Below are 25,909 nucleotides of genomic sequence, written 5' to 3'. Positions count from 1 at the left end.
GATATAGATTTTCTATGTCCAGGTCGTTTTATGTATGTAATTGAGGATACTACAGGAAATCTGTAGGTTTTATATTTTCCATACCGATCATAGGGTCAATAGTATTTATATTTTGAAAATCTAATATAAATGTTTTAAGCTCTTCATCGATTTCAATGTCTTCAATATCCGCTTCTCTGTCTGTTGTAAAGAACCATTCTAGAGCAGTCTGTCTATTGACAGTATTTGTAGGCTCGATTGACTTATAAAAAACATTATGATTTCCACATAATATTAGTTTTTTCTTTGCACGTGTGATAGCAGTATAAGTTAAATTTTTATTAAGCATAAAGTTATAATTATCAATAAACGGAATTATAACATTTTCAAATTCTGATCCTTGTGCTTTGTGTATAGAACATGCGTATGAAAGGGTAATTTGATTTAATTCTTGTTTTTCATAAGTAACAAAATTATCATCATAATCTATGACAATCTTTAATTTATTACCTTCTTTATAAATTTCTTTAATATAACCTATATCGCCATTAAATATATTATCTTCGGGTCTATTAACAAGTTGCATAACTCTATCTTCAACCTTATATATCAGTTCTCCATATTCAATTTGTTCTTCGTTATCGTTAAATCTTGATTGAATAGCTGTATTAATTTCATTTATACCACTAGTTCCTTTATAGATTGGAGCGAGAATTTGTATGTTTTCTTTACTAGTGTTTTTAAGTAAATCGTCATATACCGCAGAGATTACATTAATCATTTCATTTTTATTTGCTGAAATGAATTCCTTATCATCAAAGTTTTCTAATATATCGAATGGTATATCATTTTTTATAGAATGAGAGATGTTTATAATACTTGAATGTTCGCTTTGCCTAAAAATTTTATTTAATTTAACTGTTGATATGGCTTTAGAATTAATCAGGTCATTAAGAACATTACCAGGAGCGATTGATGGCAATTGATCATTGTCACCGACTAGAATGATTTTCGCATCTTTATGAATAATCTTTAATAAGTTATACATTAAGAATACGTCAATCATACTTGATTCATCTATTATTACCAATTCAGATTTTATGCTCTTATCACTAACAAATTCTTCCATATTTTCATCTTCTGTGCTCCAACCAATAGCTTTATGTATTGTTGATGCATAAAAGCCTGTACTTTCTGACATTCTTTTGGCCGCTTTCCCTGTAGGTGCACATAAGGTAATAATATTTCTAGTTTCATCCAATAAGTCATGAATACTATAGTTATTAATTTTTTGGAAGAGTTTAATAACTGCTAGTATAATTGTTGTTTTACCAGTTCCGGGACCACCAGTTAAAATAGAAAAGTTATTTTGTATACAGTTTTTTATTGCAGCAATCTGAACTATATCGTATTCTATTCCTAATTCATCTTCAACTTCTTCTATATATTTATCTAGAAGTTTTTCGCTAATATCTTCAGTGTTTTTCATTTCTAATCTTCTATTTATGTCACTATAGATAGAATACTCTGAATAGTATATTTCTGGTAAGAAAACTCTATCTTCAATTTCTATTAACTTTGCAGTATCTAGAGCATAAGTATATGTTTTTAGTATGTCTTCTTTATCGACAGCTATATTTCTAGAAGAATATAATATGTTAAAAGTATTGTATAGTAAGTTATTCTTTGAAATATATGTATTACCAGTAGAAAAACAATATGTATTTATAGTATAAATAAAACCGTATAGTATTCTTTCTTGATCATTCGCAGCAATTTCGTTAGTTTCTGCAATTTTATCTACTGTTTTAAAATTTACTCCTTTTATATCTTTAATAAGAGAGTATGGATTTTCTGTAATTGTACGTAACGTGTTATGCTTGTAAAAGTTATAGATTTTCAGAATTAAATTATTGCTAAGATTATATTCGTTTAGCTTTAAAATAATATCTTGAGTTTGTTTATTTGCGACAATTGTAGCATAAATAGTATCTTTACGCTGTGTAGGGATACCCTTTATTGCGAATAGTGCATCCTTATCTTCATATATTTTATCTAGTGCATCGACTCCTAAACTTTCTACTATTAATTCGGCAGTTTTTCTACCAACACCTTGAAAAATGGAACTTGATAAGTAGGATACAATAGCTTCTTTATCTTTTTCGATTACAGGTTCAACTACAATCGCGGATAGCTGAGTTCCGTATTTTCTATGTTGGACTATTTCGCCTTTGAATGAATATAATTCATCTTCAACGAAGTCGAAGTCATTAAATGTTCCTACAACGCTTAAATAATCTCCTTCAGCAAAATCATATTGATCATTTAAAAATATAGATAAAATATAATAATTATTTTCTTTATTATGAAAGATAATTTTATTTAGATAACCTTCTACAGTTTGCATAACAATCTCCTACGAATTTCTTTATAAGAACAATGATAATATATTATAAAGAAAATGTCTAGTATTCATAGGATAGGAGTAAAAATTAAACTAAATTATTGAGAATATATAGCCTTATAGGGTAAAATAATTTGTATAGCTATATTTTTATAGTATAAGAAAAAATATTGTGTGGAATAAATATGTTATTTTAGTTACAAAATAAGTTTCGTAATGGCAATATTTTTCATAAAATGTTATAATAAAATGATAATAAGATAAGGAGGTAGGTCTTATGAGAACGGTAAAAGATGTATTTATTCACTTAAATAAACTAGCTGATGTCAAGTTAGCAGAAAATTGGGATAATGTTGGATTGTTGTTAGGAAACAATAATAATGAGGTAAATAAAGTGTTAGTATGTTTAGATGTAACTACTGACGTCATAAAAGAAGCTATAGCTAATAATGTTAATCTAATAGTTTCACATCATCCTCTTATCTTTAAACCATTAAAATCTTTAGATTTTACTTCTGATTTTAAATCGAGAATTATTCGTGATTTGATAAAAAATGATATCTCAGTTATTTCATTTCATACAAATTTAGATTCTGCGACATTAGGTCTTAATGATTATTTAGCTAAACTTCTTAAATTAGAAGATATTCAAGTATTATTTGAACATAATTTAGATAAAACAGCTGGTTTAGGAAGAATTGGAAAATTAAGTAGTCCACTGAAATATAGTGACTTTATTACTTATTTAAAAGATAAATTTTCATTAGAAAATGTGGCGGCTGTTATTGGAGATAAAAAGGAAATCTCTACTGTTGCATTATTAGGAGGAAGTGGAGCTGATTTTATTTATACATTACCGGAAGTGGATGTATATTTAACTGGTGATGTAGGTTATCATGTAGCACTTGATGCAATAGAAATGAAAAAAAATATAATTGATATTGGTCATTATACTGAAAGTCTTGTAAAAGACTTGCTTTTAGATTATATCTCAGAATTAAATATAGAGGTAATTAAGTCAACAGTTGAAAAATCACCATTTACAATACTATAAAGGAGGTAACGATTTATGGCAAAAGCAACACCAACGATGGAAGATTATATAGAAGTGATATATTCATTAGTAAAAAATAAAGGTTATGCTAGAAGTGCTGATATCGCAGAAAAATTAGAAGTATATCCTTCTACAGTAACTAAAATGTTAAAAAAGCTTGATGTCGAAGGATATATTGTGTACGAAAAGTACAGAGGAATTGCACTTACTGAACAAGGTGAGAAAATGGGGGAATATGCCTTAACTCGTCATGAATTATTAGAAGATTTTCTTAGACTTATTGGAGTAGATGAAGATAAAATATATGAAGAAGTTGAAGGTATTGAACATCATTTTGGTAAAAGTTCATTAGAAAAAATAAAAGACTTAATGAAATATTTAAAAGAAAACAACTATAAAGCGTAATGGAGAATAATTGTGGTAGATAAAGAGTATTTAAAATTATGTCAGTACATTCTAGATAATGGAATAGAAAAAGAAGATAGAACTGGTGTAGGTACGAAAAGTATCTTCGGTTATCAGATGAAATTTGATCTTTCTGAAGGATTTCCATTATTAACCACTAAAAAAGTGAACTTTAATTTAGTTTGGTCAGAATTGCTGTGGTTTATAAAAGGTGATACAAATATCAAGTTTTTATTAGAAAATAAAAACAACATATGGAACGAATGGGCATTTAAAAAGTGGGTAGAAAGTGAAGAATATACTGGTCCAGATATGACGGATTTTGGTCATAGAACATTGGTTGATGAGGAATTTTCTAAACTATACAAGGAACAAATGGAAATATTTAAAGAACGAGTACTTACAGATGAGAGCTTTTCAGAAAAATATGGTGATTTAGGTAATGTTTATGGAAAACAATGGAGAAACTTTAACGGTATAGATCAACTTAAAAATGTAGTGGAACAGATTAAAACTAATCCGTCTTCACGACGTTTAATTGTTTCATCATGGAATCCGGCGGAAGTAGATACTATGGCCTTACCGCCATGTCATTCACTATTCCAATTTTATGTGAATGATGGTAAATTAAGTTGTCAATTATATCAACGAAGCGGAGATGTTTTCTTAGGTGTTCCATTTAATATTGCATCTTATTCACTTCTTACTATTTTAATAGCTAAAGAATGTGGGCTTGAGGTTGGTGAATTTGTTCATACACTTGGTGATGCACATATTTATAAAAATCATTTTGATCAAGTAAAAGAACAAATGTCTAGAACACCATATTCTTTACCTGAATTAAAGATAAATGACTTTGAAAGTATCTTTGATCTTAAGATTGAAGATGTTAAAGTTGTTAATTATGAAAGTCATCCATTTATTAAGGCACCAATAGCTGTATAGGAGGGGTAATATGTTATCACTAATAGTTGCATATGATAAGAATAAATCTATAGGTCAAGAAAATACTATTCCTTGGCGTTTAAAGAGTGATATGTTGCGAGTAAAAGAGTTAACTACAAATCAAACAATTATCATGGGGCGTAAAACTTTAGATAGTATAGGAAAAGCCTTACCTAATCGTATAAATAGAGTTTTGACTCGGAACAAAGATTCTTTAAATCATTATTCAAATATAGAAATCTATTCAGATGATTCAATTTTAGAAAATATCGAAACTGAAAAGGCATATATATTTGGTGGTGGAACGATTTATAGTAAATTTTTTGATAAATGTGATGAAATGTTTATCACTGAAGTAGATACAATAGTAGATGCTGATACGAAGTTTCCTGATTTTGATGAAAATGAATGGGACTTGTTAAGTCGAGAAGAATTTAAAAAAGATGATAAAAATGAATTTAACTATTCATTTTTACATTATATAAGAAAAAGGAAGGAGTAGGAAATGGAAAAAGTAAAAATTATTATTGATTCATCAAGTGATTTAACGTTTGATGAAATAGAAAAATATAATGTTGATGTGATTCCACTTACAATTAATATTGATGGAAATGAGTATGATTACCGTACAATAAGTAATGATGAGTATATAGAAAGAATGAGAACAGCTACTACTTTTTCAACTAGTCAACCAGCAATTGGTAAGTTTTTAGAGGCTTATGAAAGATGGACAAAAGAAGGATATAAAATTATTGTTTTAACTCTTTCTTCTGCCTTAAGTGGTACATATAATACTGCTGTTACTGCAAGTTCTGAATTTGAAGGTGTTTACGTTGTCGATAGTAAAACTACAACTCGTGGAATGGTATTTTTATTAAAAGAATGTCTAAAACAATTGGAAGAACAGGTAGCTATTGAAACGATTGTAGAAAGCTTAAGAGAAAAAGCTAAAAATATTTTAACGTATGTTACAATCGATAAACTTGACAATTTGGTAAAAGGTGGTAGACTAAGTAAGTCGCAAGCTTTAATCGGGGGGCTTTTAAATATAAAAGTTTTAACACAGTTAAAAGAAACAGAATTAGTTGCTTTAGATAAAGTTCGCGGTAAGAAAAAATTAGTTCAGACCTTAATTAAACATATTGAAGAAGATAAACAAGGTAAAACGATAAAAAGTATAAGTTTACCTAATTCTTTAGCTGAAGAATATGTAGCTTTAATTAAGTCAGAACTAAAAGAAACATTTGGTTATGAAGTAAAAGAAGATGAAATATTTACGACAACACCAATTATTTCAACGCATACAGGAGAAAATGCAGTAGGTATCTTAGTAGAGTTAGTATAATCGGAGGTAAAGATTATGACAAATTTCGATGAAACAAGATTATTTGATAGCAATTTTTATGATAAAAATGATATTCACAACATATTAAAAAATGTTGTTGAAACAATAAAACAGCGTGGATATGATCCTATTAATCAATTAATGGGATATATTAAAACTGCTGATCCAGTGTACATTCCTAGAGATAATCATGCAAGGGAGCAAATAAGATTAATAGATATGGATGATATACTAGAGTACTTATTATACTTTTTTATACAGGAGTCGTAGATGTTAGATAAGAGAATAATGGGCCTTGATTACGGATCAAAAACTATAGGTGTTGCCGTTAGTGATTTGTTAGGCTTAACTGCACAAGGTATTGAGACTATTAATATCAACGAGCAGATAAAAGATTTTAAAATTAAAAGGATTAAAGAGTTAGTCCAAGAGCATAATGTAGGAAAAATTGTTGTTGGCCTTCCTAAAAATATGGATAATTCTGTAGGTTTTAGAGGTGAAGCGACATTATATTTTGTGGAAGTTTTGAAAAAGAAAATTAAGAATGTTGAAATAATTCTACAAGATGAGCGTTTAACTACTATGGGTGCTGAAAGAGTGCTTCTTGAAGCAAATGTTTCAAGGAAGAAAAGAAAAGATGTTATTGATAAAATGGCTGCAGTATTAATATTACAGACATATTTAGATAAATTAAATTAATATAAATTTCAGGAGGAAAATAAAATGCAAGAAAAAGATTTAAAAAACATTAGTATTGATAATACTGAAGAGGTGTATACACTTAGTACTTTAGAAGGTGAAGAAAAAGAATACCGTAAAATTTTAGAATTTACTAACCCTACAAACGGTAATCTTTACTATATCTTCGCTGAGGAAGAAACGATTGATGAAGAGGAAATTAGTATTTTCCCAATGGTATGTATAGAAGATGGAGAAGATGCAGTACGTTTTGAACCAGTAGAAACAGATGAAGAATATGATATGATTTCTGAAGTTTTAGATACTTTTTATTACGACGAAAGTGAGTAAGTAATGAGAGAAGATAAGATAAGAAGAAGTAAAGAACTTAGAAAGAAGAATAGAAAAAGAAAATCTATCATTCCTATAATACTGACAGTATTTGTTGTTATAGGTATAGCCGTTCTATCAATATTTTATTACATGACAACACCAGTCGATAAAAGTAATAACAAGGACATTACAGTAGAAGTAAAAGAGAATTATGGAAGTGCTAGAATAGCTCAAGAATTAAAAGCTAAAGGTTTAATCAAGAACGAAGAGGTATTTAAAATTTACTCTAGATTAACACCGAGCACAACATTCTATGTTGGTAGCTTTAAATTAAAACAAAGCATGAGCTTATCTCAAATTATACAAGAATTAGGAGCTAAGAATAAAGGTAAAACAGGAAAAACGTTTGCTTTAATCGAAGGAGACAGTATTTTAAAAATTTCTAAGAATCTAGAAAAGACAAAGTTAGATCCTAAAGAATTTTTAGCTAAAGTTAATGATGGTGAATTCATTAAAAAATTACAAGCTCAGTTCCCTGAGTTAATCACAGATGAGATTTACGGTAAAGATATTAAATATGCTTTAGAAGGATACTTATATCCAGCTATTTATGAGTTAAAAGATGATGAAACAGTTGAGAGTTTAATTACTAAGATGGTTAAATTATCTAATGAAAAAATAGTACCGTTTTACAAAAAGAATAATAAATCATGGAACATTGGTGGACAAAATAAACAAGTTTCTATTCATCAATATATGACGCTTGCTAGTATCTTGGAGAAGGAGTCTACAAAATCAGATGAGAACAGATTAATTGCTAGTGTATTCTTGAATAGACTTGCACAAGGTATGAGATTACAAACTGATCCATCAGCAAACTATGCTGCAGATAAACTTACAGGGGCACCGACGCAAGCAGAGTTATCATTAAACTCTCCTTATAATACTTATACTAATATCGGTTTACCACCTGGTCCAATTTCTTCAATTGGTTCAGAATCATTTGAGGCGTTAAACAATGCGGAAAATACAGATTATGTTTATTTCTTACATGCAACAAAAGATGGAAAAGCATATTTCTCAAAAACATATCCAGAACATGAAAAATTAGCTAAAGAACATATTGAAGGCTATATTCCATCAGGAAGCTAGGAAAGTAAATAATATTTTTAATTTAACATATTAGAGAATAGTCTAATTAATCACTTTAAATATTGATTGATTAGGCTGTTCTCTTTTTATGTTTGTAATTAGCTACTATTGAATAAAAAACAAGATTAAGGTAAAATTAGATATAAGATAAAATTTTAGGAGAAATTATGCAGCAGTATTTTTTAAATGAAGAATTGAATGTTGAATCAACATATGAATTATCAAAAGATGACAGTAATCATATTGTCAGAATTATGAGAAAAAAAATTAATGATAAGGTATATGTTGTTTTTAATAATGAAGTTAAGTACATTTGTAATATTATAGATAATAATGTAGATAAAGTACTAATAACACCATATAAACAGGTAGATGGTAGTAATGAACTTCCAACAAAAATAACAGTGGCTATTCCACCTTTGAAAAATGATAAAATAGAGTATTTAATTCAGAAACTTACTGAACTAGGAGTTAGTAATATTGTTTTATTTAACTCTGAACGTAATATAGCGAAAATTAAGAAAGATAAAGTGGATTCTAAATTAAATAGATGGAATAAGATTATAAAAGAAGCGGCTGAACAATCAAAACGTAATATTATACCTGATATAACGTATGTCGATAGTTTGAAAGAATTAGTTTCATTTAGTGAAAATTACAATTATAAAGTTGTTGCTTATGAAAAAGAATCTATAAATGAAGATAATATTAATCTTAAGAGATTATTGAATTCTGATTTAAACAATAAAGATGTTATTGCAGTTTTCGGTAGTGAAGGTGGGCTATCAGAACAAGAAATCGATAATTTAATAGATGGTAATTTTGATGTAATTGGCCTAGGAAAAAGGATACTAAGAGCTGAGACAGCCCCTCTGTACTTTGTAAGTTGTGTTAGTTATTTTAGTGAATTTAAGTAAAGGAGTTTAACTATGAGTATTGAATTAAATTTAACAGCAAAAGAAATATACGAGAAAGAATTTAAAAAAACGAGAGTAAAGGGTTATAGTGAAGAAGATGTTAATGATTATTTGGACTTAATAATTGAAGACTATATGAAACTTGATAAACTACTTACTCGTTTAAAAGAATTAGAAATTGAAAATCAAAATCTTAAAATTAAAATTGAAGCTATAAAAAACGCTAGTCGAGAGGATAAACCAGTCCAGGTTACTAATTTAGATATATTGAAAAGATTATCTAAACTTGAAACAGCAGTTTTTGGGCCTAATCATACAGAGCAGGATTTATATTAATATATTATTATAAAAGATTAAATAAGGAGAATATCATGAATATTTTACTGATAGTTTCTGGCGGAATTGCAGCATATAAATCGATTGATTTATCTAGTTCTCTAGTGAAGAAAGGTTACGATGTTAAGATTATTCTTACAGAAAATGCAAAGAACTTTGTGACTGAACTACCATTTCAAACATTAACTAAAAATAGAGTGTATACTAATACTTTCGATGAATTAAATGAAAATGAAATCCAACATATTGATTTAACTAAATGGGCAGATAAAATAATTGTAGCACCAGCTACAGCAAATATAATTTCAAAATTTTCGTGTGGAATTGCTGATGACTTAGCAACTTCTCTTATGTTAGCTGTTCAGGATGTAACAAAAGTATATATCGTTCCTGCAATGAATACAGTTATGTATAACAATCCTATTATTAAAGAAAATATAAGTAAGCTTTTGAAACTAGGTTTTAATTTTGTTGAACCTGATAGTGGATTGTTGGCTTGTGGCGATGTTGGGAAAGGGAAATTTCCAACAGTAGAGAAAATTGAAAAAGCTATTTTTTTTGAGTTGCAATTGGATTTAAAAGGAAAAAAAGTTCTAGTAACTGCTGGTCCGACTAAAGAATTCATAGATCCATTTAGATGTTTAACGAATCCATCTACTGGGAAAATGGGAATTGCTATAGCTAATGAATTCAAGAAAAGAGGAGCTGAAGTAATTTTAGTGTCTAGTGTGAAGAATGATACTATTTTAAATGGTATAAAGGTATTAGATGTTGTAAGTACAAAGGATATGTTTGAAGCGGTAAAAAATAATTTTAAAGACTGCGATTATATAGTTAAGGCAGCTGCAGTATCTGATTATACTCCTGTCCTTGTCTTTGATAAAAAAGTAAAAAAACAAGATGGAAATCTTACAATGGAGTTTGAGAGAACTCAAGATATATTAAAATATGTTGGTGAAAATAAAACAGAAGAACAGATTGTTGTAGGATTTGCAGCTGAAACTAACGATCTTCTTGCCTATGCAAGAGAAAAAATAGTTAAGAAGAATTTAGATTATATTGTGGCAAACGACATATCTCAAAAAGATATCGGTTTTGGAAGTGATAATAATGAGGTGTGTATTATTGATAAATTTAATAATATTACAAAAATCGATAAATCTAGTAAGACAAATATAGCTAAAGAAATTGTAGATACTATTACTAAGTAAGCTTAAAGATTTAAAGAAGGTGAGGTGAGATTATGTATGCTGAAGTAATTGTCGATGTAAATAATCATAGTGTCGATCAAAGTTTTTACTATTTGATTCCTGAAAAATTTAAGGAACGTAATCTTATAGGTTATAGAGTAGAAGTACCTTTTGGTACTCGTGTAGTTCAAGGATATGTTGTTAGTGTTAGTAAAAAATATAACGGGGAATATGATAAAAATAACTTTAAAAGTATAAAAAAATTAAAAGATGACTTTCCAATTTTAACTAAAGAAATGCTTCTTTTATCAAAAGTTATGGCAGATGAACTTTTTTGTACTAGAATTCAGGCTATAGAGACTCTAATTCCGACAATATTAAAAAATAAATATATCGAGTATTATGAGTTGATAGACGCGAATAAAACTTTACTATATGATTATGCTAAGTATTTTGATAAGAACAACCTAGTTGAAAAGAAAAAGTTTGAAAAAATTTTTTCAATCGAACAAATTGGATATTTAATCTCGCTAAAAGCAATCAAACTTATAAGTAAAGTTAAAGAAATAAATAATAACATTATGGAAGAATTTTATATTCTAGGTGATATAAGTAATGTTAAATTAACAAAGAAACAACAGATAATTGTAGATTATCTTAGTAACAATAAGAAGATTAAGAAATCAGATGTTAAAGAAATATTAAATATCGGCCCTTCAGTAACGAAGAAGTTATTAGAGCAAAATGTTATTTTTATCATTGAAGAAGAGGTAATTCCTGAAATTGACACGACTATTTTACAAAATGAAACAAAATTGAGTAAATATCAGAAAGAAATCTTTGATAAAATTGTAAAAAATTATAACACCGAAAAATTTAATGAATATCTCCTTCATGGTGTTACAGGCTCTGGAAAGACTGAAATATATATTAAATTAGTAGAAGAAACATTAAAAAATGGAAAAGATGCTATTGTTCTTGTTCCAGAAATAATTTTAACACCGCAAATAGAGAGAAAATTCAAGAAAATTTTTAATGAGAATATTGCAGTAATACATTCTAGATTAAATACTAAAGAGAAATATAATGAATGGAAAAAAATTAAAGATGGTAAGGTTAAAATCTGTCTCGGGACTAGATCGGCTATTTTTGCACCTTTTGAAAATCTTGGTATTATAATTATAGATGAAGAACATGAAAATAGTTATAAGCAAACTGAATCTCCAAGATATGATGCTAAAGATATAGCAAAAAAACGTGGTGTGTATAACAAATGTACAGTAGTGTATGCTAGTGCAACACCATCGGTTGATTTATATTATAATTTCGAAAAGAATAATTCAAGTAACCTTTTGACTCTAACGCATAGATTTAACAATAATTTACCAAAAATTAATATTGTTCATACAGAAGATAAAGAAAAAGTTATAGCTGATGAATTGCTTATTAAGATTAAGGAAAAAATTGACAAAAAAGAACAGGTATTATTGTTAATGAATAAAAGAGGATATACTAACTTTATTCGTTGTTTTACCTGTGGTCATTTATATAAATGCGAGAACTGTGATATAAGTTTAAATTATCATAAACACGACAATTCATTACGTTGTCATTTTTGTGGATATCATAAAAAAATTTCCAATATAAAAAAATGTTGTGAACATCCGGAGTTGGTTTCAGGTAACTATGGAATTCAAAAGGTAGAAGAATTTTTAATCAAGAGCATTCCAGGTGTTAGAATTACAAGGATGGATTCCGATACGACTAGTCGAAAAGGTGCATATGAAAAACTCTTAACTGATTTTAAAAATCATAAGTCTGATATACTACTAGGAACACAGATGATATCAAAAGGTTTGGATTTTCCTAATATTACTTTAGTTGGAGTACTATCTATTGATAGTATGATAGCTATACCTAGCTTTAAAGCGAATGAGAAGCTATTTCAATTATTAGTTCAAACAGCAGGAAGAGCTGGAAGAAGTGAAAAAGAAGGCGAAGTAATCTTTCAAACGAATATAGCGAGTAATATATTGGATTATGCAATTAATCACAGCTACGAAAGATTTTATAAGTACGAATTAAATCGACGTAAACTTATTGATTATCCGCCGTTCTGTAAGATTTCATTTATCACGATAAAAGGTTATGATGAGGTGAAAACAGAACAGGTTGCAAAGATGATTTATAACTTTATAATTAAAAAGCTTAGTGGTACATCTATTCTTGGTCCGAATAAAAGCTTATTCTATAAAATTAATAATGAGTTCAAGTATAATTTGGCAATAAGGTATAATGATGAGGACTATAGTAAATTACATCCACTTTTGAAGTATATAAATGATTATTTTGCAGAAAGTTTTTCAAAAGAGAAGATAACTATAACTATAGATAATTCAGCTTTAGATTTTATGTGATTTTATATAAAAATTAATTCAATAGATTCAATTAATCAGCTTGTAGAAATTGCTTTACAAGTTGATTTTATTTGGTTAGAAATATGATAAAAATTTGAAAAAATAGCGATTTTATCGTATAATATAAGGATGTAGATTTATATTTTATGACTGGAGGAAGATTGTGGAAATAGAACAAGTTATAAAAATTTCACAACTCTATGATTTTTACTCTGAATTACTTAGTGATAAACAAAAACAATATTTAAATGATTATTATTTTAATGATTTATCATTAACAGAGATATCGGAAAATTACAATATTTCAAAACAAGCTGTTTCAAATAATATTAAAAGAACAGTGTTAGAATTAGAACAGTTTGAAGAGAAGTTAAATTTAATTAAATTAAACAATCAAAGATTGTTTTTACTAAATGAAATAAAAAAATCAACGAATGATACAGAAGTACTAACATATGTTGATGAATTGATAAAATTAGAAAACTAGGAGAATCTTTTATGGCATTTGAAAATCTATCGGAAAGATTACAAAATACAATAGCGAAGCTTACAGGAAAAGGAAAAGTTTCTGAAGCTGATGTTAAAGAAATGATGAGAGAAGTTAGGTTGGCATTACTAGAAGCCGATGTTAACTTTAAAGTAGTAAAAGAATTTGTTAAGAAAATTAGTGAAAGAGCAGTTGGAACTGAAGTTATGAAATCATTAACTCCTGCTCAACAAATTGTTAAAATAGTAAATGAAGAACTTGTAGAATTACTTGGTGGTTCTAACGTTGAATTAAATCAAGGTGGTAAAATTACAACAGTAATGATGGTTGGTCTTCAAGGGGCTGGGAAAACAACTACAGCAGGGAAGTTAGCACTTAAAGTTAAGAAGACTATGAAGAAAAAACCGCTTCTTATTGCCGCTGACGTCTACAGACCAGCAGCGGTTCAACAATTAAAAACTTTAGGGAAACAACTTGATATAGAAGTTTTCTATGTTGATAAAGATCCTGTAGATATAGTTAAAGAAGGATTAGCATTTGCTAAAGAAAATTACTTTAACTATGTAATTATCGATACTGCTGGGCGTCTTCACATCGATGAATTACTAATGGATGAATTAAAAGATATTAAAGCGACAACAACGCCAGATGAAATCCTACTTGTTATTGATGCAATGATTGGACAAGAAGCTGTTAATATTGCGAGTTCATTTGATGAACAATTAGATATTACTGGACTGGTTCTAACAAAACTTGATGGTGATACACGTGGTGGTGCGGCATTATCTATTAAATCAATCACTGGTAAGCCAATTAAGTTAGTTGGTATGGGTGAGAAGATGAATGACCTAGAGATATTCCATCCAGAACGTATGGCTTCTCGTATTTTAGGTATGGGTGACGTGCTTACTTTAATAGAAAAAGCTCAAGCTTCTATTGATGAAGATGAAGCTAAAAAAATGCAGGAAAAAATCCTTAATCAAAGTTTTACCTTCGAGGACTTTTTGACACAACTTGAACAAGTGAAAAAACTTGGTAGTTTAAAAGACATACTAGGTATGATTCCTGGAATGGGTAAACTTAAAAATATGAATTTAGATGCTGTTGATGAAAAGCAATTTGTTTATATTGAAGCTATCATCAAATCTATGACTATTGAAGAAAGACAAAATCCTGATATAATTAATGTACCACGAAGAAAACGAATTGCACAAGGTAGTGGTAGACCAATTAATGAGGTGCATAAGTTAATTAAACAATTTGAAGAAATGAGAAAAATGATGAAACAGTTTGGTGGACTTATGAATGACAAATCTAAGAGAAAGGGTCTAGGAAGAATGTTTGGTGGCAAACTTCCATTTTAATAAATTATGAATAATATAGTTTTATTTCAACCAGAGATACCAGCTAATACAGGTAATATCGCACGTACATGTGTTGGTACCAATACAAGATTGCATTTAATTAGACCTTTAGGTTTTTCTATTGATGATAAGCATGTTAAACGTGCTGGTTTAGATTATTGGGAACATTTAGATTTAGTTGTTTGGGATAGCTTTGATGAGTTTCTTGAAGCGACTAATGATAAACATTATTATCTTATTACTAAATTTGGTTCAAAGAATTATTGTGATTTTGATTTCTCTAATGAAGAAAATGAAGATATATATTTTATCTTTGGAAGAGAAACTAAAGGATTGCCTAAAGAGTTCCGAGAAAAATATAGTGAGCAAGCATTACGTATACCTATGAGTGAAAATGTTCGTTCATTAAATTTATCAAATACTGCTGCATTAATTATTTATGAAGCTCTGAGACAACAGAATTTTAATAAATTACAGTAATATGATTGTAACATAAAAGTCCTAAATTAAAGAGAACTAATAAGAACAGAGGTTTATTTATATCTAAATTTTTTATAAAAGTTTTTTAGATAACTAATAAATATTATGGGAGTAATCGACAAAATCGAATTCTTTAAAATCTTGATTTTAATTTACTCCCTCCGTATTAATAATATAAAAGGAGAACAACATGACATTTGTTGATATTATAGATGATAATAACTTAGTAGAAGATAGCACCAAAGATATGTTATTAAAATTGTTAGAATGTGCTGCAGAGTATGAAAATATTGATACTGAGATTACTGAGATGTCATTATCTTTTGTAGGTAAAGAAGAAATTCAAGAAATTAATCGTGATTATAGAGGAAAAGATGTTCCTACTGATGTTATTTCTTTTGCATTAAATGATGAAGTAGAGGACGAGATTGACATTATTGGACTTGAAGATGAAATTAATTCTATTGGTGATGTTATTATCTGTATAGATATTGCTCATGAACAAGCAAAAGAATATGAACACAGTTTCGATAGAGAGATTGGTTTCTTGGCAGTGCATGGATTTTTACATCTACTTGGTTATGATCACATGACTGAAGAAGATGAAAAAGAAATGTTTGGAAAACAAGATGAAATTTTAGAAAAATTTGGTTTAAGGAGATAAGCATGTTTGAGGAACAAATTAAAACTGGATTTGTCACTATTATCGGTCGTCCTAATGCTGGTAAATCTACGTTATTAAATAATATATTACAACAAAAAATTGCAATTATGTCAGATAAACCACAAACAACGAGAAATATTATTAATGGTGTATATACTGATAATGATTCACAAATCGTTTTCATTGATACTCCTGGAATCCACAAGCCAAAGCATAGACTTGGAGATTATATGATGAAACTTGCAAGTAGTGCGATTCAAGAGTCAGAAATAGTTTATTTAATTATAAATGCAAGTGAAAAGTTTGGGACTGGAGATCAACACTTAATAAATATAGTTAAAGAATTAAAGGTACCAACATTTTTATTAATTAACAAAATAGATTTAATTTCACCGGAGCAATTAATTCAAATCATAGAATTTTATAAAGATTTATATGATTTTGTGGAAATAGTTCCAATTTCTGCTCTTAAATCAATAAATGTAGATAATCTACTAAATACAACAAAAAAATACTTGCAACCTAGTTTTAAAATGTATCCCGATGATGTAATTACAGACTCACCTGAGTATTTTGTAATTTCTGAATTTATTCGAGAAAAAGTTTTACAATTAACAGAACAAGAAATTCCACATTCTATTGCTGTTGTTATTGATCGAATTGAAAAACAACCTGGTAAAAAGAAAAATATCATTGCAACTATCGTTGTTGAGAGAAAATCTCAAAAGGGTATGATTATCGGTAAACAAGGTAAAATGATAAAAGAAATTGGTTCTAGAGCAAGAAAAGATATTGAAGTTCTTCTTGGCGAAAAAATATTCCTAGAATTATGGGTAAAAGTTATTGATAACTGGAGATCAAAACCAAATCAAATTAGAGATTTAGGCTATAGGGATGATATCTTTGACTAATAGAAATTTCATAACGGGGATTATAATTAAAAAAATCCGTTATAAAGATTATCATGAAATTTTACAGGTTTTAACTGAACAAGGATATATAGAGAGTTTTTTTTATGAGAATGTTCATAAAAGTAAAAAGAAAATTAAGGTTAGTACACCATACGAAGTGAGTATTAATTATTTTCCTACAAATGGTATGAACAAAATTACAAATTTGGAAATTGAAAATACATATACCAATATAGTTTATGATGTTATTAAAAATAGTTATGTTTCAAATATGTTGGAATATACATATTTGCTTAATGATAACTCCTTTAATATTTATAAACTTTTAAAACTTTGTTTAAATACTATTGAAAGTAATGTTTCTGAAAAGCTAGTTGTAAGCTATTTTTTAGCGAAAATATTAAAAGAGCAAGGTTTTATGTTTAAATATCAAAAAACTGATTATAATTATGTAGGATATAGTTTTCAGAAGAATAGTTTTATTGATAAGTTTAATACGGACTACAGTGTCTATGGATTGAATGATCACCTTGTAAAACTTACATACTATCTATCAATTAAAAATATCGATTTTTTGGAAAGTTTAGAAATTGAAAATAAAGATTTAATTAGACTCTTTTCATTTTTTAATATGTTGTTTAAAGAATTTATTGGAGTTGAAACGAAATCATATAAAAAAATACTAGAACTTGAAGAAGTATTAGGTTCTAAATAGAAAGAGGCTATGTATGAATAATGCAATAGGAGTATTCGATAGTGGAGTGGGTGGATTAACGGTTGCTCGAGAAATAATGAGACAACTTCCTAATGAAACTATTTATTATTTCGGTGATGTGAAAAATTGCCCGTACGGAGATAAAACTAGGGAAGAGATAATTAAATATACGGATAGAGCGGTGAAATATTTAATTGATAAAGGTGTAAAAATGGTTGTATTAGCATGTAATACAGCAACGGCAGCAGCACTTAATTATCTTCAAGATAAATATGACATACCGATAATAGGAGTAGTACAACCTGGAGCAAGACGTGCAATCCAGGCTACTGAGAATAATAAGGTTCTTGTTTTAGGTACTAAATTCACTGCAAAATCAAAAGTTTATGATATTGAAATTGAGAATATTAATTCTGATATTCAAGTCGTTGATAAAGCTTGTCCTGCTTTTGTACCTTTTATTGAATCAGAAGGTAACGTTGATAAAGATGCAACAAAGACGATTATAAATGAAACTTTGGAGAACACACGTAATTTAGGAGTAGATACAGTTGTTTTAGGTTGCACGCATTATCCAATTTTAAAAAAAGATATTGAAGAATATTATGGTAATAATATTAAGGTTATTTCTTCAGGGAGAGAAGCTGCTCGAGAAGTTAGCTCTGTATTAGGGTATACAAAGTTACATCAGAAGAAATCTAATAAGAAAGAGCATAGATTTTTCATATCAGAAGATAGTGATAACTTTAATAATATAGCTTCGAAATGGTTGAATAAAGAAATCATTGCAGAAGTAGTAGATTTATAGGAGAAAGTAATGAAAGAATTAATTTTAGCATCTAATAATGCTCACAAAGTAGAAGAAATTAAAAGTATATTAGAAGATTATAGTATCTTAACTCTTAAGGATATTAACTACACAGAAGAAATAGTAGAAGATGGTACTACATTTGAAGAGAATGCATTAATTAAAGCTCGAACAATATGTAAATACTCTGGTAAAACAGCTATTTCTGATGACAGTGGATTAAGTGTTGAACTACTTGATGGGAGACCCGGTGTTTATTCTGCAAGATATTCTAAAGAACAAACTGATGAAAAAAATATAGAAAAAGTTCTTTTAGAGTTAAATGGACAAAAATCAAAAGCTAAATTTGTTTCAGTCATAGCTCTTGTAAAACCTGATGGAACAGAATTAACTTTTAGAGGTGAGTGTCATGGCGAAATTATTTTTGAAAAACGCGGTACAAATGGTTTTGGATATGATCCAATCTTCTATGTTCCATCTTTAGATAAAACTTTTGCAGAGTTAAGTGCTGAACAAAAAAATAGTATTAGTCATAGAAAACAATCATTAGAGAAATTTTCTCAATATTTGAAAGAAGAAAGTGATGAAAACTAGAATTATTCGTGAAGATTGTATTGCTTGTGGAAATTGTAATGCTATCTGTCCTGACATATATGATTATGACGAAGATGGAATTGCATATTGTATTATAGATGAAAATAATATGACGGAAGTAGTTCCAGATAAATATAGAAGTTTGGTTCTTGAAGCACAAGTAAACTGCCCTACTGAGGCGGTTTATGTAGAAGAGGACTAGAAAGGAGAGAAGATTGAGCAATAAAAAAACAAAAAAATCCAAAAAAACAAATGGAACAAAAAAATCCACTAACTCCAAAGGTAAAAAAGGTGCTACAAAGAAAAATCCTAAGAAAAATATAATTCCAGTTTTAACTAAAGAAACATACAGAGGATTGTATTTTGTAATTTCTGTTCTTATTATAATTTTATCTGTTCTTCAGATGGGATTTGTAGGTAGATTTTTCGATTCATTATTTAAATATCTATTTGGTAGCTTTAGCTATATATTATATATAATTATAGTAGCTACACCAATTTATTATATAATGAATAAGAAAATCAAAACACCCGCTATTGTAGTAACGCTTTTAGTGTTGATAGATTTCTTATTCCAGTTAATACTAGTAGGCAATGCAGAAAGTACTTATATTAGTTTTACGGAGATATATAATGGTAAAGTATTAACTTATGGCGGTGGACTGATATCTTACTATCCAGTTAAATTTTTAATATACTTATTATCATACTATGGATCTTTATTAGTAGTTATATCAGCAATTATTACATCTATATTCTTATATTTTAATATAAATCATAGAACTCTTGTTTTAAGATTAAAGCATCAAATTGTGGATGCTTTTGACAAAAATGAGTATGTAGATGAAGAACATGACGAGTATCTTGAAATTGATGAAGAAATAATAGACGATTATAATTATGTAGATACAAAAAAAGAAAATTCTAATGAACAAAGATATAATAATATCAAAGACAAAGATTTAGTAGTAGATATTAGAGAATTTAAAGAAGAACCTGAGGAAGAACTTGTACAAAGAGTTACAAGAAAACAAGCTAAGTCAAAAGAAGTTAAAAGTGTTGATGTTGTTGAGGAATCTTTAAATGAAGCAGTATCTGAAGAATCATATGATAATTATCAACTACCTCCTATTACATTACTTAATAGTCCAGTTAAAAAACAAACAATAACTAAGGGTGATGTAGTTGAAAAATCTAAAATATTACAAAGTACATTTAATAACTTTGGTATTGAGGTGAAAATAGTTAAAGCAATAGTAGGTCCTTCTATTACACAATTTCAAATTTTACCAACTCCGGGAACAAAGGTTAGTAAAATTGTAAATTTAAGCAATGATATTGCGCTGAATCTTGCAGCTAAAGATGTACGTATTGAAGCACCAATTCCTGGTAAGTCATTAATTGGTATTGAAATTCCAAATACAGTAAATGAATTAGTAACAATGAAGGAAGTATTTGTAAATGATGAGGATAATTCTCCTCTATCAGTTGCCTTGGGGAAAGATGTATCTGGTGAATCAATTTTTACAAGAATCGATAAAACACCGCACTTATTAATTGCAGGTTCAACAGGTAGTGGTAAATCAGTATGTGTTAACACGATAATTACAAGTATATTACTAAAAAATAAACCAGATAAAGTAAAATTAATAATGATAGACCCTAAAATGGTAGAATTATCAATATATGATGGAATTCCGCATCTATTAACATCAGTTGTAACTGATCCAATAAAAGCTGCTGATGTACTTCATAAAGTAGTTTTAGAAATGGAAAATAGATATCGAGAATTTGCTAGAGCGCGAGTTAGAAATATGGAAGGCTATAATAAAATAGCAGCAAAAGATCCAGATTATAAAGAACTACCTTATATAGTAGTTATTATTGATGAATTGGCTGACTTGATGATGGTGTCATCTAAAGAAGTAGAAGAATCGATTGCACGAATAGCTCAGAAAGCACGTGCTGCAGGAATTCATATGATTATAGCTACTCAAAGACCGTCTGTAGATGTTATAACAGGTGTAATTAAAACAAATATACCTTCAAGAATAGCATTTGCAGTAAGTTCAAGTATTGATTCAAGAACAATTCTAGATAAGTCTGGAGCTGAAACCTTACTTGGTAAAGGTGACATGCTTTACTTATCAGCTGATTCAAGTAAACCTGTACGTATCCAAGGAGCCTTTCTTTCAGATGAGGAAGTAGAAAAAGTAGTAGATTATGTTAAGAGCCAGTCAGAGGCCCAATATGATCCAAATATGACACCAAGTGAAGTAACTTCACAAGGTAGTGGTAGTTCATCAGCAGATGACGTAGATCCACTGTATAAAGAAGTATTACTATTTATAGCAAAAACACAAAAAGCTTCAGCTTCACTTTTACAACGTAGATTTAAAATTGGATACAATAGAGCAGCTAGAATAATAGATATGCTTGAAGAAGACGGTTATATTGGTCCAGTTGATGGGAGTAAACCTAGAAAAGTATTTTTAGAGAAGGAATTTGCAGAAGATTATGAATAAAATAGTTTACATAAATAATTTTATGTAAACTATAAATGATATTATTAAGAGAGGTAAATTAAATTGAGAAAAAATAATAAAGTACTAGTTGGATTATTGATAATCGTACTTTTAGCGGTTATCGGACTATCTGCTTATGCTTATCAAAAACATAAAGCTTTAAATAATGTTAAACCAAAAGTTACAGAAACTAAGAAAGAAGATTCTAAATTCGAAAAAATAATAAAAGAAAGTTCTAGTAACTTTAATAAAGAAAATGAATTAAGTAAGAAAATTGATATACTAAAAAATCTGTTAACTTATAAAGATGAAATAAGTAAAGAGAATAAAGATAAACTTAACGAACAATTTAATTCTCAAGTCAAAGAGATGAGAGAAAAAATTAAAAATAGTTTAAAAGATAAAATTAGTTCTCTAATAGTTACTAATGAAGATAAAACTAATACTGAAAAAATTACTAATGTTAAAAAAGAGCTTACAGAACTACAAACTTTAGTAGATAAAGAAAAAGAAACAATTTTTGAAAAAGATGAGGACTACAATGATATTTCTCAACTAATTAAAACAAATCTTGCAACTACTGAAGTAACACAAACAGCTACAACAACGAATAATAGTAATACAACTACTGAACAGGCTCAACATACTCAGGTAGTTGAAGTACCAACTCCTCAAAGATCACGAGGAACGACTACTTATACTCCTCCAAGAGTGCAAAATAGTCCAACAGCCCCTTCTAGAAACTCTGATTCAAGTGCTACTGTTACACCACCTGCACCAGTAACACCAACTACACCAGCAGTTAGTGAAACAACAGGAACAAGTGAATAAATTTTTAAAAACAGGATAATATACAACATTATCCTGTTTTTGTTATTGTAGCATATTACAGAATATGTTATAATTATAATGAATTTAAATTTATGCAAGAAGGGTAAGTAATAATAATGAATCTACCAAATAAAATAACATTATTTAGAACAATATTAATACCTATATTTATAGTATTTTTATTATATAATATGGGAGGTAGTATTTCTATCCTAGGTGGTCGAAATATAACCCTTAATATTTTCATAGCAGCATTGATTTTTATGTTTGCATCATTCACAGATTTTATCGATGGATATCTTGCTAGAAAATATAATTTAGTGACTAATATGGGTAAATTCTTAGATCCATTAGCCGATAAACTTCTAGTTGGAAGTGCCTTTATTGTAATGGTTGAATTAGGATTAATGCATAGTTGGATGGTAGTAGTTGTAATTGCTAGAGAATTTGCGGTTACGGGACTTAGACTTCTGGCTGTAGAAAAAGGGGAAGTAATACCCGCAGGAATTTTAGGTAAACTAAAAACCATTAGCCAATTATTAGCTATTATTCTAATTTTATTAGGAAATCCGATATTTAACAGTATTGGTTTTGAACTAGATTATATCCTATTATGGATTTCTGTAATATTAACTATTTTATCAGGATTGGAATATTTCAAAAATTCTTTACATGTATTTAAATAATGTTAGTGATAGGATTTCCTATCCTAACATTTTTTTTAATGGAAAATTAGAAAGGTGTGATTATATTGGATAATATTTTGAAAGATGAGTGTTTTAAGAAAAAATATCCTATTATTCTAGTATCTCATAATAATAAATGGATAGAATGGTATACAGAAATGGAAGTAAAATTATCAAAATTACTTAAAGATATACCAGTAAATATTTATCATATTGGAAGTTCTGCAATACCAAATATGAAATCAAAAAATATAATTGATATACTTATAGAAACTATTGATGACAGAAATTTTGGTAATATAGTTAAAATTCTTTCTAAAGAATGGGAATTACGTTGGAATGAAGACGATAGAGCTTTTTTAGTTAAAGGATATGGCGAGAAAGGTTTTCTAGATAGAGTATTTCATCTTCATATAAGAAAAAAAGGCGATATTACTGAAGTAGAATTCAAAAATATATTATTAGAATATCCAGAAGTTGCAAAAAAATATGAGGCTTTAAAGTTAAAACTAGAAAAAGAATATAAATTTGATAGAGAAAGATATACTGAAGGTAAAACAGAATTTATAGATAATATTATAAGAGAATACAGTTTACATAAATAACTTTATGTAAACTGTATTCTCTATTTTACTTCTTTTTTATTGAAATAATTATATAATCCGTGAATAGCAACTATTGACCAAACACCTTCTAGTAAAACAAATCCCCATTGTTTACCAATAAAGGCATCAATTCCAAGAATTAATGCTCCGATAGCATTTAGTAATAAATAACTAAGTGATGTAGTTTTAAGTTTTCCTAATTGACTAAATACAAAGCCGATAAGAATCAAGAGTGATCCTAAAACTTGTACAATAATCCCCATTTTATACCTCCATAATATTTAATAACTTTTATATTTTAACTTAATTGGAGATACATTGCAATACTAATCATCTAATTTATCAATAGATTGTTTAATTATTTTTTTAGATTCGTTAATGTATAGCATTGAAGTATCACTGTTAGAGTGTCCCATTTGAGTCATAATGATTGGTATATTACCGTTTGTTTTTAATGCTAATTTAGTACCGTAACTATGTCTTAGTTTATGTGGTGACATTGGAACATTAAAGGCATCTGTATATTTCATAACTAGTTTTTGGATAGCTCTTATTGATAATCCAGTTTTGTTTTTACTAATGAAAACAAAGTCTTCTCTATTAAGTTTAAAAGGTAGGGAAGTTATATACTCATTAAGTCTGTCTAATGCGGATTTAGTTATTATAACTGTGTCTACTTTATTACCTTTTCTAATGACGTTTATCTCACTATTTAGAAAATCTATATCTTTAACTTTTAAATTAGCAAGTTCATTAACACGAATACCACTTTTTAAAAATAGCGTTAATATCGCAAGATCTCGTGCTTTATCACGTAAAAAGAACGTTTTTCCATGTTTTGATAAAGTTTTTTCATACTCAAATTCAACATACTGCAAGAATTCTTCGTCCTGAGAGTCTAAAAAAATCTTTTCAGAAATTTTCTTTGATCTTGATGATAGAGTCTCTTTCACACGATTAATAGGTATCTTAAGCATTACATTTCGCTCAAAATAAGCTCGTCCTTGTTCATTTTCGCTTGTAACAGTAAGGAACTTATATAAAGACCTCATAGCAGCCTTATAATTGTTAACAGTCGTTTGACTACGATATTTTCCGTTAACTTGTTCACGAGAAAGAGATTTAAAATAACTTTCCATTTCTTTTTTTGATATATTTTCTAAAGTAGATAGTTTAACTTCTTTTATATTTTCTGCATCTGAAATTGTTTCTCTAATAGTCCAATTTAGAAAGTTCTTATAGGTTTCTAAATATCTATGTAATGTAAGTGGTGACAAATTATCGTAATATGTGTCGATGAAGTCTTCTATATAATCTGGGAATTCAGGAAGTATTTTATTTATTTTTTGTTTATAATAATCACGTTGATTCATTGGTATTACTACATTCTCCTAAAGTTTATTAATTATACATATAATATGTATTATACGAACAAATATATTATATCATATTTATTAATTTCTTTCAATATACTTCAATCCCCTTATCTCGATAAAGAATAAAATATTTCATTTTTAATTTCTGATAAATGATTATTTATTTGATCTATTTTGTTTTAAATTAATTTTTTCAATTTAATGAGTAACTATAATTAATAATATATGAGTTTCACTTTCAAATTTGAAATTCTAGAAAAAACGACCTATTTAAACGTCATATAAGCTTTCTAAAATATTTTTTAATACAATTACTCCAAAATGATATAAAACCTCTTAAAATTGATTTAAATGCTTAATTTGACATTTATAGCTAATTTAGCATATATCTTGTTTGATTTCTATATATATTTATTAATATAATGTAAAAAGCTACCTAAGTTTCCTTAGATAGCTTAAAGTTTATCGCTTAATTATACACGCTCAACTTTTCCAGATTTTAAAGCTCTAGCAGAAACCCAAACTTTTTTAGGTTGTCCGTCTACTAAAATTGTTACTTTTTGTAGATTAGCTTTGAATTTTCTTTTATTTGCGTTCATTGCGTGTGAACGAGTATTTCCTGAACGTGCTTTACGTCCAGTAACGTAACAAACTTTTGCCATGAATTAATCCTCCTTTTGGAAATAGTTTATTCATAACATTTACTAC

30 protein-coding genes are annotated in these 25,909 nt (G+C 28.2%); 26 read left to right on the top strand and 4 right to left on the bottom strand.

The annotated features are described in order from the left end of the window. Positions 1-49 precede the first annotated feature (49 nt). The gene (gene recD2, locus O5Y44_RS00770) at positions 50-2,386 is read right to left on the bottom strand and encodes an SF1B family DNA helicase RecD2 (protein ID WP_271965330.1); all 2,337 of its coding nucleotides are present in this window, start codon (positions 2,384-2,386) and stop codon (positions 50-52) included. A 274-nt stretch (positions 2,387-2,660) separates the two neighbouring features. Here recD2 and O5Y44_RS00765 point away from each other — a divergent pair, with 274 nt between their 5' ends. From O5Y44_RS00765 to O5Y44_RS00640, 26 genes are all read left to right on the top strand, one after another. Further along, positions 2,661-3,437: a Nif3-like dinuclear metal center hexameric protein gene (locus O5Y44_RS00765; RefSeq protein ID WP_271965332.1), complete on the top strand. Its 777-nt coding sequence runs from the start codon at positions 2,661-2,663 to the stop codon at positions 3,435-3,437. A gap of 15 nt (positions 3,438-3,452) precedes the next feature. Continuing rightward, positions 3,453-3,842, top strand: a complete 390-nt coding sequence (mntR, locus tag O5Y44_RS00760; RefSeq protein ID WP_271965333.1) for a transcriptional regulator MntR — start codon at positions 3,453-3,455, stop codon at positions 3,840-3,842. Positions 3,843-3,854: 12 nt separating this feature from the next. Continuing rightward, a complete protein-coding gene (locus tag O5Y44_RS00755; protein ID WP_271965334.1) occupies positions 3,855-4,787 on the top strand; it encodes a thymidylate synthase in 933 nt (310 codons plus the stop codon). Positions 4,788-4,797: 10 nt separating this feature from the next. Next, positions 4,798-5,289 carry a dihydrofolate reductase gene (locus O5Y44_RS00750; protein ID WP_271965335.1) on the top strand — a complete coding sequence of 164 codons (492 nt, stop codon included), beginning with the start codon at positions 4,798-4,800 and terminating at the stop codon, positions 5,287-5,289. Positions 5,290-5,292: 3 nt separating this feature from the next. Next, positions 5,293-6,132 carry a DegV family protein gene (locus O5Y44_RS00745; protein ID WP_271965336.1) on the top strand — a complete coding sequence of 280 codons (840 nt, stop codon included), beginning with the start codon at positions 5,293-5,295 and terminating at the stop codon, positions 6,130-6,132. 15 nt (positions 6,133-6,147) lie between these two features. Next, complete coding sequence (locus O5Y44_RS00740; RefSeq protein WP_003146016.1) at positions 6,148-6,402, top strand: IreB family regulatory phosphoprotein; 255 nt, start codon at positions 6,148-6,150, stop codon at positions 6,400-6,402. Next, entirely contained in the window at positions 6,403-6,831 is a 429-nt protein-coding gene (gene ruvX / locus O5Y44_RS00735; RefSeq protein WP_271965337.1) for a Holliday junction resolvase RuvX, read from the top strand. A 24-nt stretch (positions 6,832-6,855) separates the two neighbouring features. After that, positions 6,856-7,161: a DUF1292 domain-containing protein gene (locus O5Y44_RS00730; protein WP_003146018.1), complete on the top strand. Its 306-nt coding sequence runs from the start codon at positions 6,856-6,858 to the stop codon at positions 7,159-7,161. 3 nt (positions 7,162-7,164) lie between these two features. Continuing rightward, positions 7,165-8,295, top strand: coding sequence for an endolytic transglycosylase MltG (mltG, locus tag O5Y44_RS00725; protein ID WP_271965338.1), 1,131 nt, complete (start codon positions 7,165-7,167; stop codon positions 8,293-8,295). Positions 8,296-8,462: 167 nt separating this feature from the next. Next, positions 8,463-9,212 (top strand): RsmE family RNA methyltransferase, encoded by a 750-nt coding sequence (locus O5Y44_RS00720; protein ID WP_271965339.1) that lies wholly within the window; start codon positions 8,463-8,465, stop codon positions 9,210-9,212. A gap of 12 nt (positions 9,213-9,224) precedes the next feature. Then, the gene (locus O5Y44_RS00715) at positions 9,225-9,548 is read left to right on the top strand and encodes a DivIVA domain-containing protein (RefSeq protein WP_271965340.1); all 324 of its coding nucleotides are present in this window, start codon (positions 9,225-9,227) and stop codon (positions 9,546-9,548) included. Positions 9,549-9,580: 32 nt separating this feature from the next. Further along, complete coding sequence (gene coaBC / locus O5Y44_RS00710; RefSeq protein ID WP_271965384.1) at positions 9,581-10,759, top strand: bifunctional phosphopantothenoylcysteine decarboxylase/phosphopantothenate--cysteine ligase CoaBC; 1,179 nt, start codon at positions 9,581-9,583, stop codon at positions 10,757-10,759. 32 nt (positions 10,760-10,791) lie between these two features. After that, complete coding sequence (gene priA / locus O5Y44_RS00705) at positions 10,792-13,155, top strand: replication restart helicase PriA (protein ID WP_371465159.1); 2,364 nt, start codon at positions 10,792-10,794, stop codon at positions 13,153-13,155. Between the two features lie 163 nt (positions 13,156-13,318). Beyond that, positions 13,319-13,642, top strand: coding sequence for a YlxM family DNA-binding protein (gene ylxM, locus O5Y44_RS00700; protein WP_003146027.1), 324 nt, complete (start codon positions 13,319-13,321; stop codon positions 13,640-13,642). A gap of 11 nt (positions 13,643-13,653) precedes the next feature. After that, on the top strand, positions 13,654-15,006 hold the full coding sequence (gene ffh, locus O5Y44_RS00695; RefSeq protein ID WP_271965342.1) for a signal recognition particle protein: 1,353 nt from the start codon (positions 13,654-13,656) through the stop codon (positions 15,004-15,006). 3 nt (positions 15,007-15,009) lie between these two features. Further along, the gene (trmL, locus tag O5Y44_RS00690; RefSeq protein ID WP_271965385.1) at positions 15,010-15,486 is read left to right on the top strand and encodes a tRNA (uridine(34)/cytosine(34)/5-carboxymethylaminomethyluridine(34)-2'-O)-methyltransferase TrmL; all 477 of its coding nucleotides are present in this window, start codon (positions 15,010-15,012) and stop codon (positions 15,484-15,486) included. Between the two features lie 190 nt (positions 15,487-15,676). After that, positions 15,677-16,150, top strand: coding sequence for an rRNA maturation RNase YbeY (gene ybeY / locus O5Y44_RS00685; RefSeq protein ID WP_371465156.1), 474 nt, complete (start codon positions 15,677-15,679; stop codon positions 16,148-16,150). Positions 16,151-16,152: 2 nt separating this feature from the next. Further along, positions 16,153-17,061 carry a GTPase Era gene (era, locus tag O5Y44_RS00680; RefSeq protein ID WP_271965344.1) on the top strand — a complete coding sequence of 303 codons (909 nt, stop codon included), beginning with the start codon at positions 16,153-16,155 and terminating at the stop codon, positions 17,059-17,061. Further along, the gene (recO, locus tag O5Y44_RS00675) at positions 17,045-17,776 is read left to right on the top strand and encodes a DNA repair protein RecO (RefSeq protein ID WP_271965345.1); all 732 of its coding nucleotides are present in this window, start codon (positions 17,045-17,047) and stop codon (positions 17,774-17,776) included. The genes era and recO overlap by 17 nt, the downstream gene beginning before the upstream one ends. Positions 17,777-17,789: 13 nt before the next feature. After that, complete coding sequence (gene racE / locus O5Y44_RS00670) at positions 17,790-18,584, top strand: glutamate racemase (RefSeq protein WP_271965347.1); 795 nt, start codon at positions 17,790-17,792, stop codon at positions 18,582-18,584. A 9-nt stretch (positions 18,585-18,593) separates the two neighbouring features. Beyond that, on the top strand, positions 18,594-19,178 hold the full coding sequence (locus tag O5Y44_RS00665) for an XTP/dITP diphosphatase (RefSeq protein ID WP_271965348.1): 585 nt from the start codon (positions 18,594-18,596) through the stop codon (positions 19,176-19,178). Continuing rightward, positions 19,168-19,380, top strand: coding sequence for a ferredoxin (locus O5Y44_RS00660; RefSeq protein ID WP_271965349.1), 213 nt, complete (start codon positions 19,168-19,170; stop codon positions 19,378-19,380). Before O5Y44_RS00665 ends, O5Y44_RS00660 begins: the two co-directional genes overlap by 11 nt. A 202-nt stretch (positions 19,381-19,582) precedes the next feature. Beyond that, positions 19,583-21,703, top strand: coding sequence for a DNA translocase FtsK (locus O5Y44_RS00655; RefSeq protein WP_371465226.1), 2,121 nt, complete (start codon positions 19,583-19,585; stop codon positions 21,701-21,703). A 63-nt stretch (positions 21,704-21,766) separates the two neighbouring features. Then, the gene (locus tag O5Y44_RS00650) at positions 21,767-22,534 is read left to right on the top strand and encodes a hypothetical protein (RefSeq protein WP_271965351.1); all 768 of its coding nucleotides are present in this window, start codon (positions 21,767-21,769) and stop codon (positions 22,532-22,534) included. A gap of 116 nt (positions 22,535-22,650) precedes the next feature. After that, positions 22,651-23,220, top strand: a complete 570-nt coding sequence (pgsA, locus tag O5Y44_RS00645; protein ID WP_271965352.1) for a CDP-diacylglycerol--glycerol-3-phosphate 3-phosphatidyltransferase — start codon at positions 22,651-22,653, stop codon at positions 23,218-23,220. Between the two features lie 56 nt (positions 23,221-23,276). Then, entirely contained in the window at positions 23,277-23,825 is a 549-nt protein-coding gene (locus O5Y44_RS00640; protein ID WP_271965353.1) for a GrpB family protein, read from the top strand. Positions 23,826-23,845: 20 nt separating this feature from the next. Here the strand turns inward: O5Y44_RS00640 and O5Y44_RS00635 are convergent, their stop codons facing one another. The 3 genes from O5Y44_RS00635 to rpmB form a co-directional block, all read right to left on the bottom strand. Further along, on the bottom strand, positions 23,846-24,088 hold the full coding sequence (locus tag O5Y44_RS00635; protein WP_048802648.1) for a CBU_0592 family membrane protein: 243 nt from the start codon (positions 24,086-24,088) through the stop codon (positions 23,846-23,848). Positions 24,089-24,151: 63 nt separating this feature from the next. Then, positions 24,152-25,198 carry a tyrosine recombinase XerS gene (xerS, locus tag O5Y44_RS00630; protein ID WP_271965354.1) on the bottom strand — a complete coding sequence of 349 codons (1,047 nt, stop codon included), beginning with the start codon at positions 25,196-25,198 and terminating at the stop codon, positions 24,152-24,154. A 476-nt stretch (positions 25,199-25,674) separates the two neighbouring features. Next, positions 25,675-25,863 carry a 50S ribosomal protein L28 gene (gene rpmB / locus O5Y44_RS00625; protein WP_003144993.1) on the bottom strand — a complete coding sequence of 63 codons (189 nt, stop codon included), beginning with the start codon at positions 25,861-25,863 and terminating at the stop codon, positions 25,675-25,677. Between the last annotated feature and the right edge of the window lie 46 nt (positions 25,864-25,909).

This window comes from Gemella sp. 27098_8_155 (assembly GCF_041433725.1).
Classification (GTDB): domain Bacteria; phylum Bacillota; class Bacilli; order Staphylococcales; family Gemellaceae; genus Gemella; species Gemella haemolysans_D.
The sequence above is the reverse complement of the archived record's forward strand: the minus strand, read 5'-3'. Positions and strand labels throughout refer to the sequence as shown.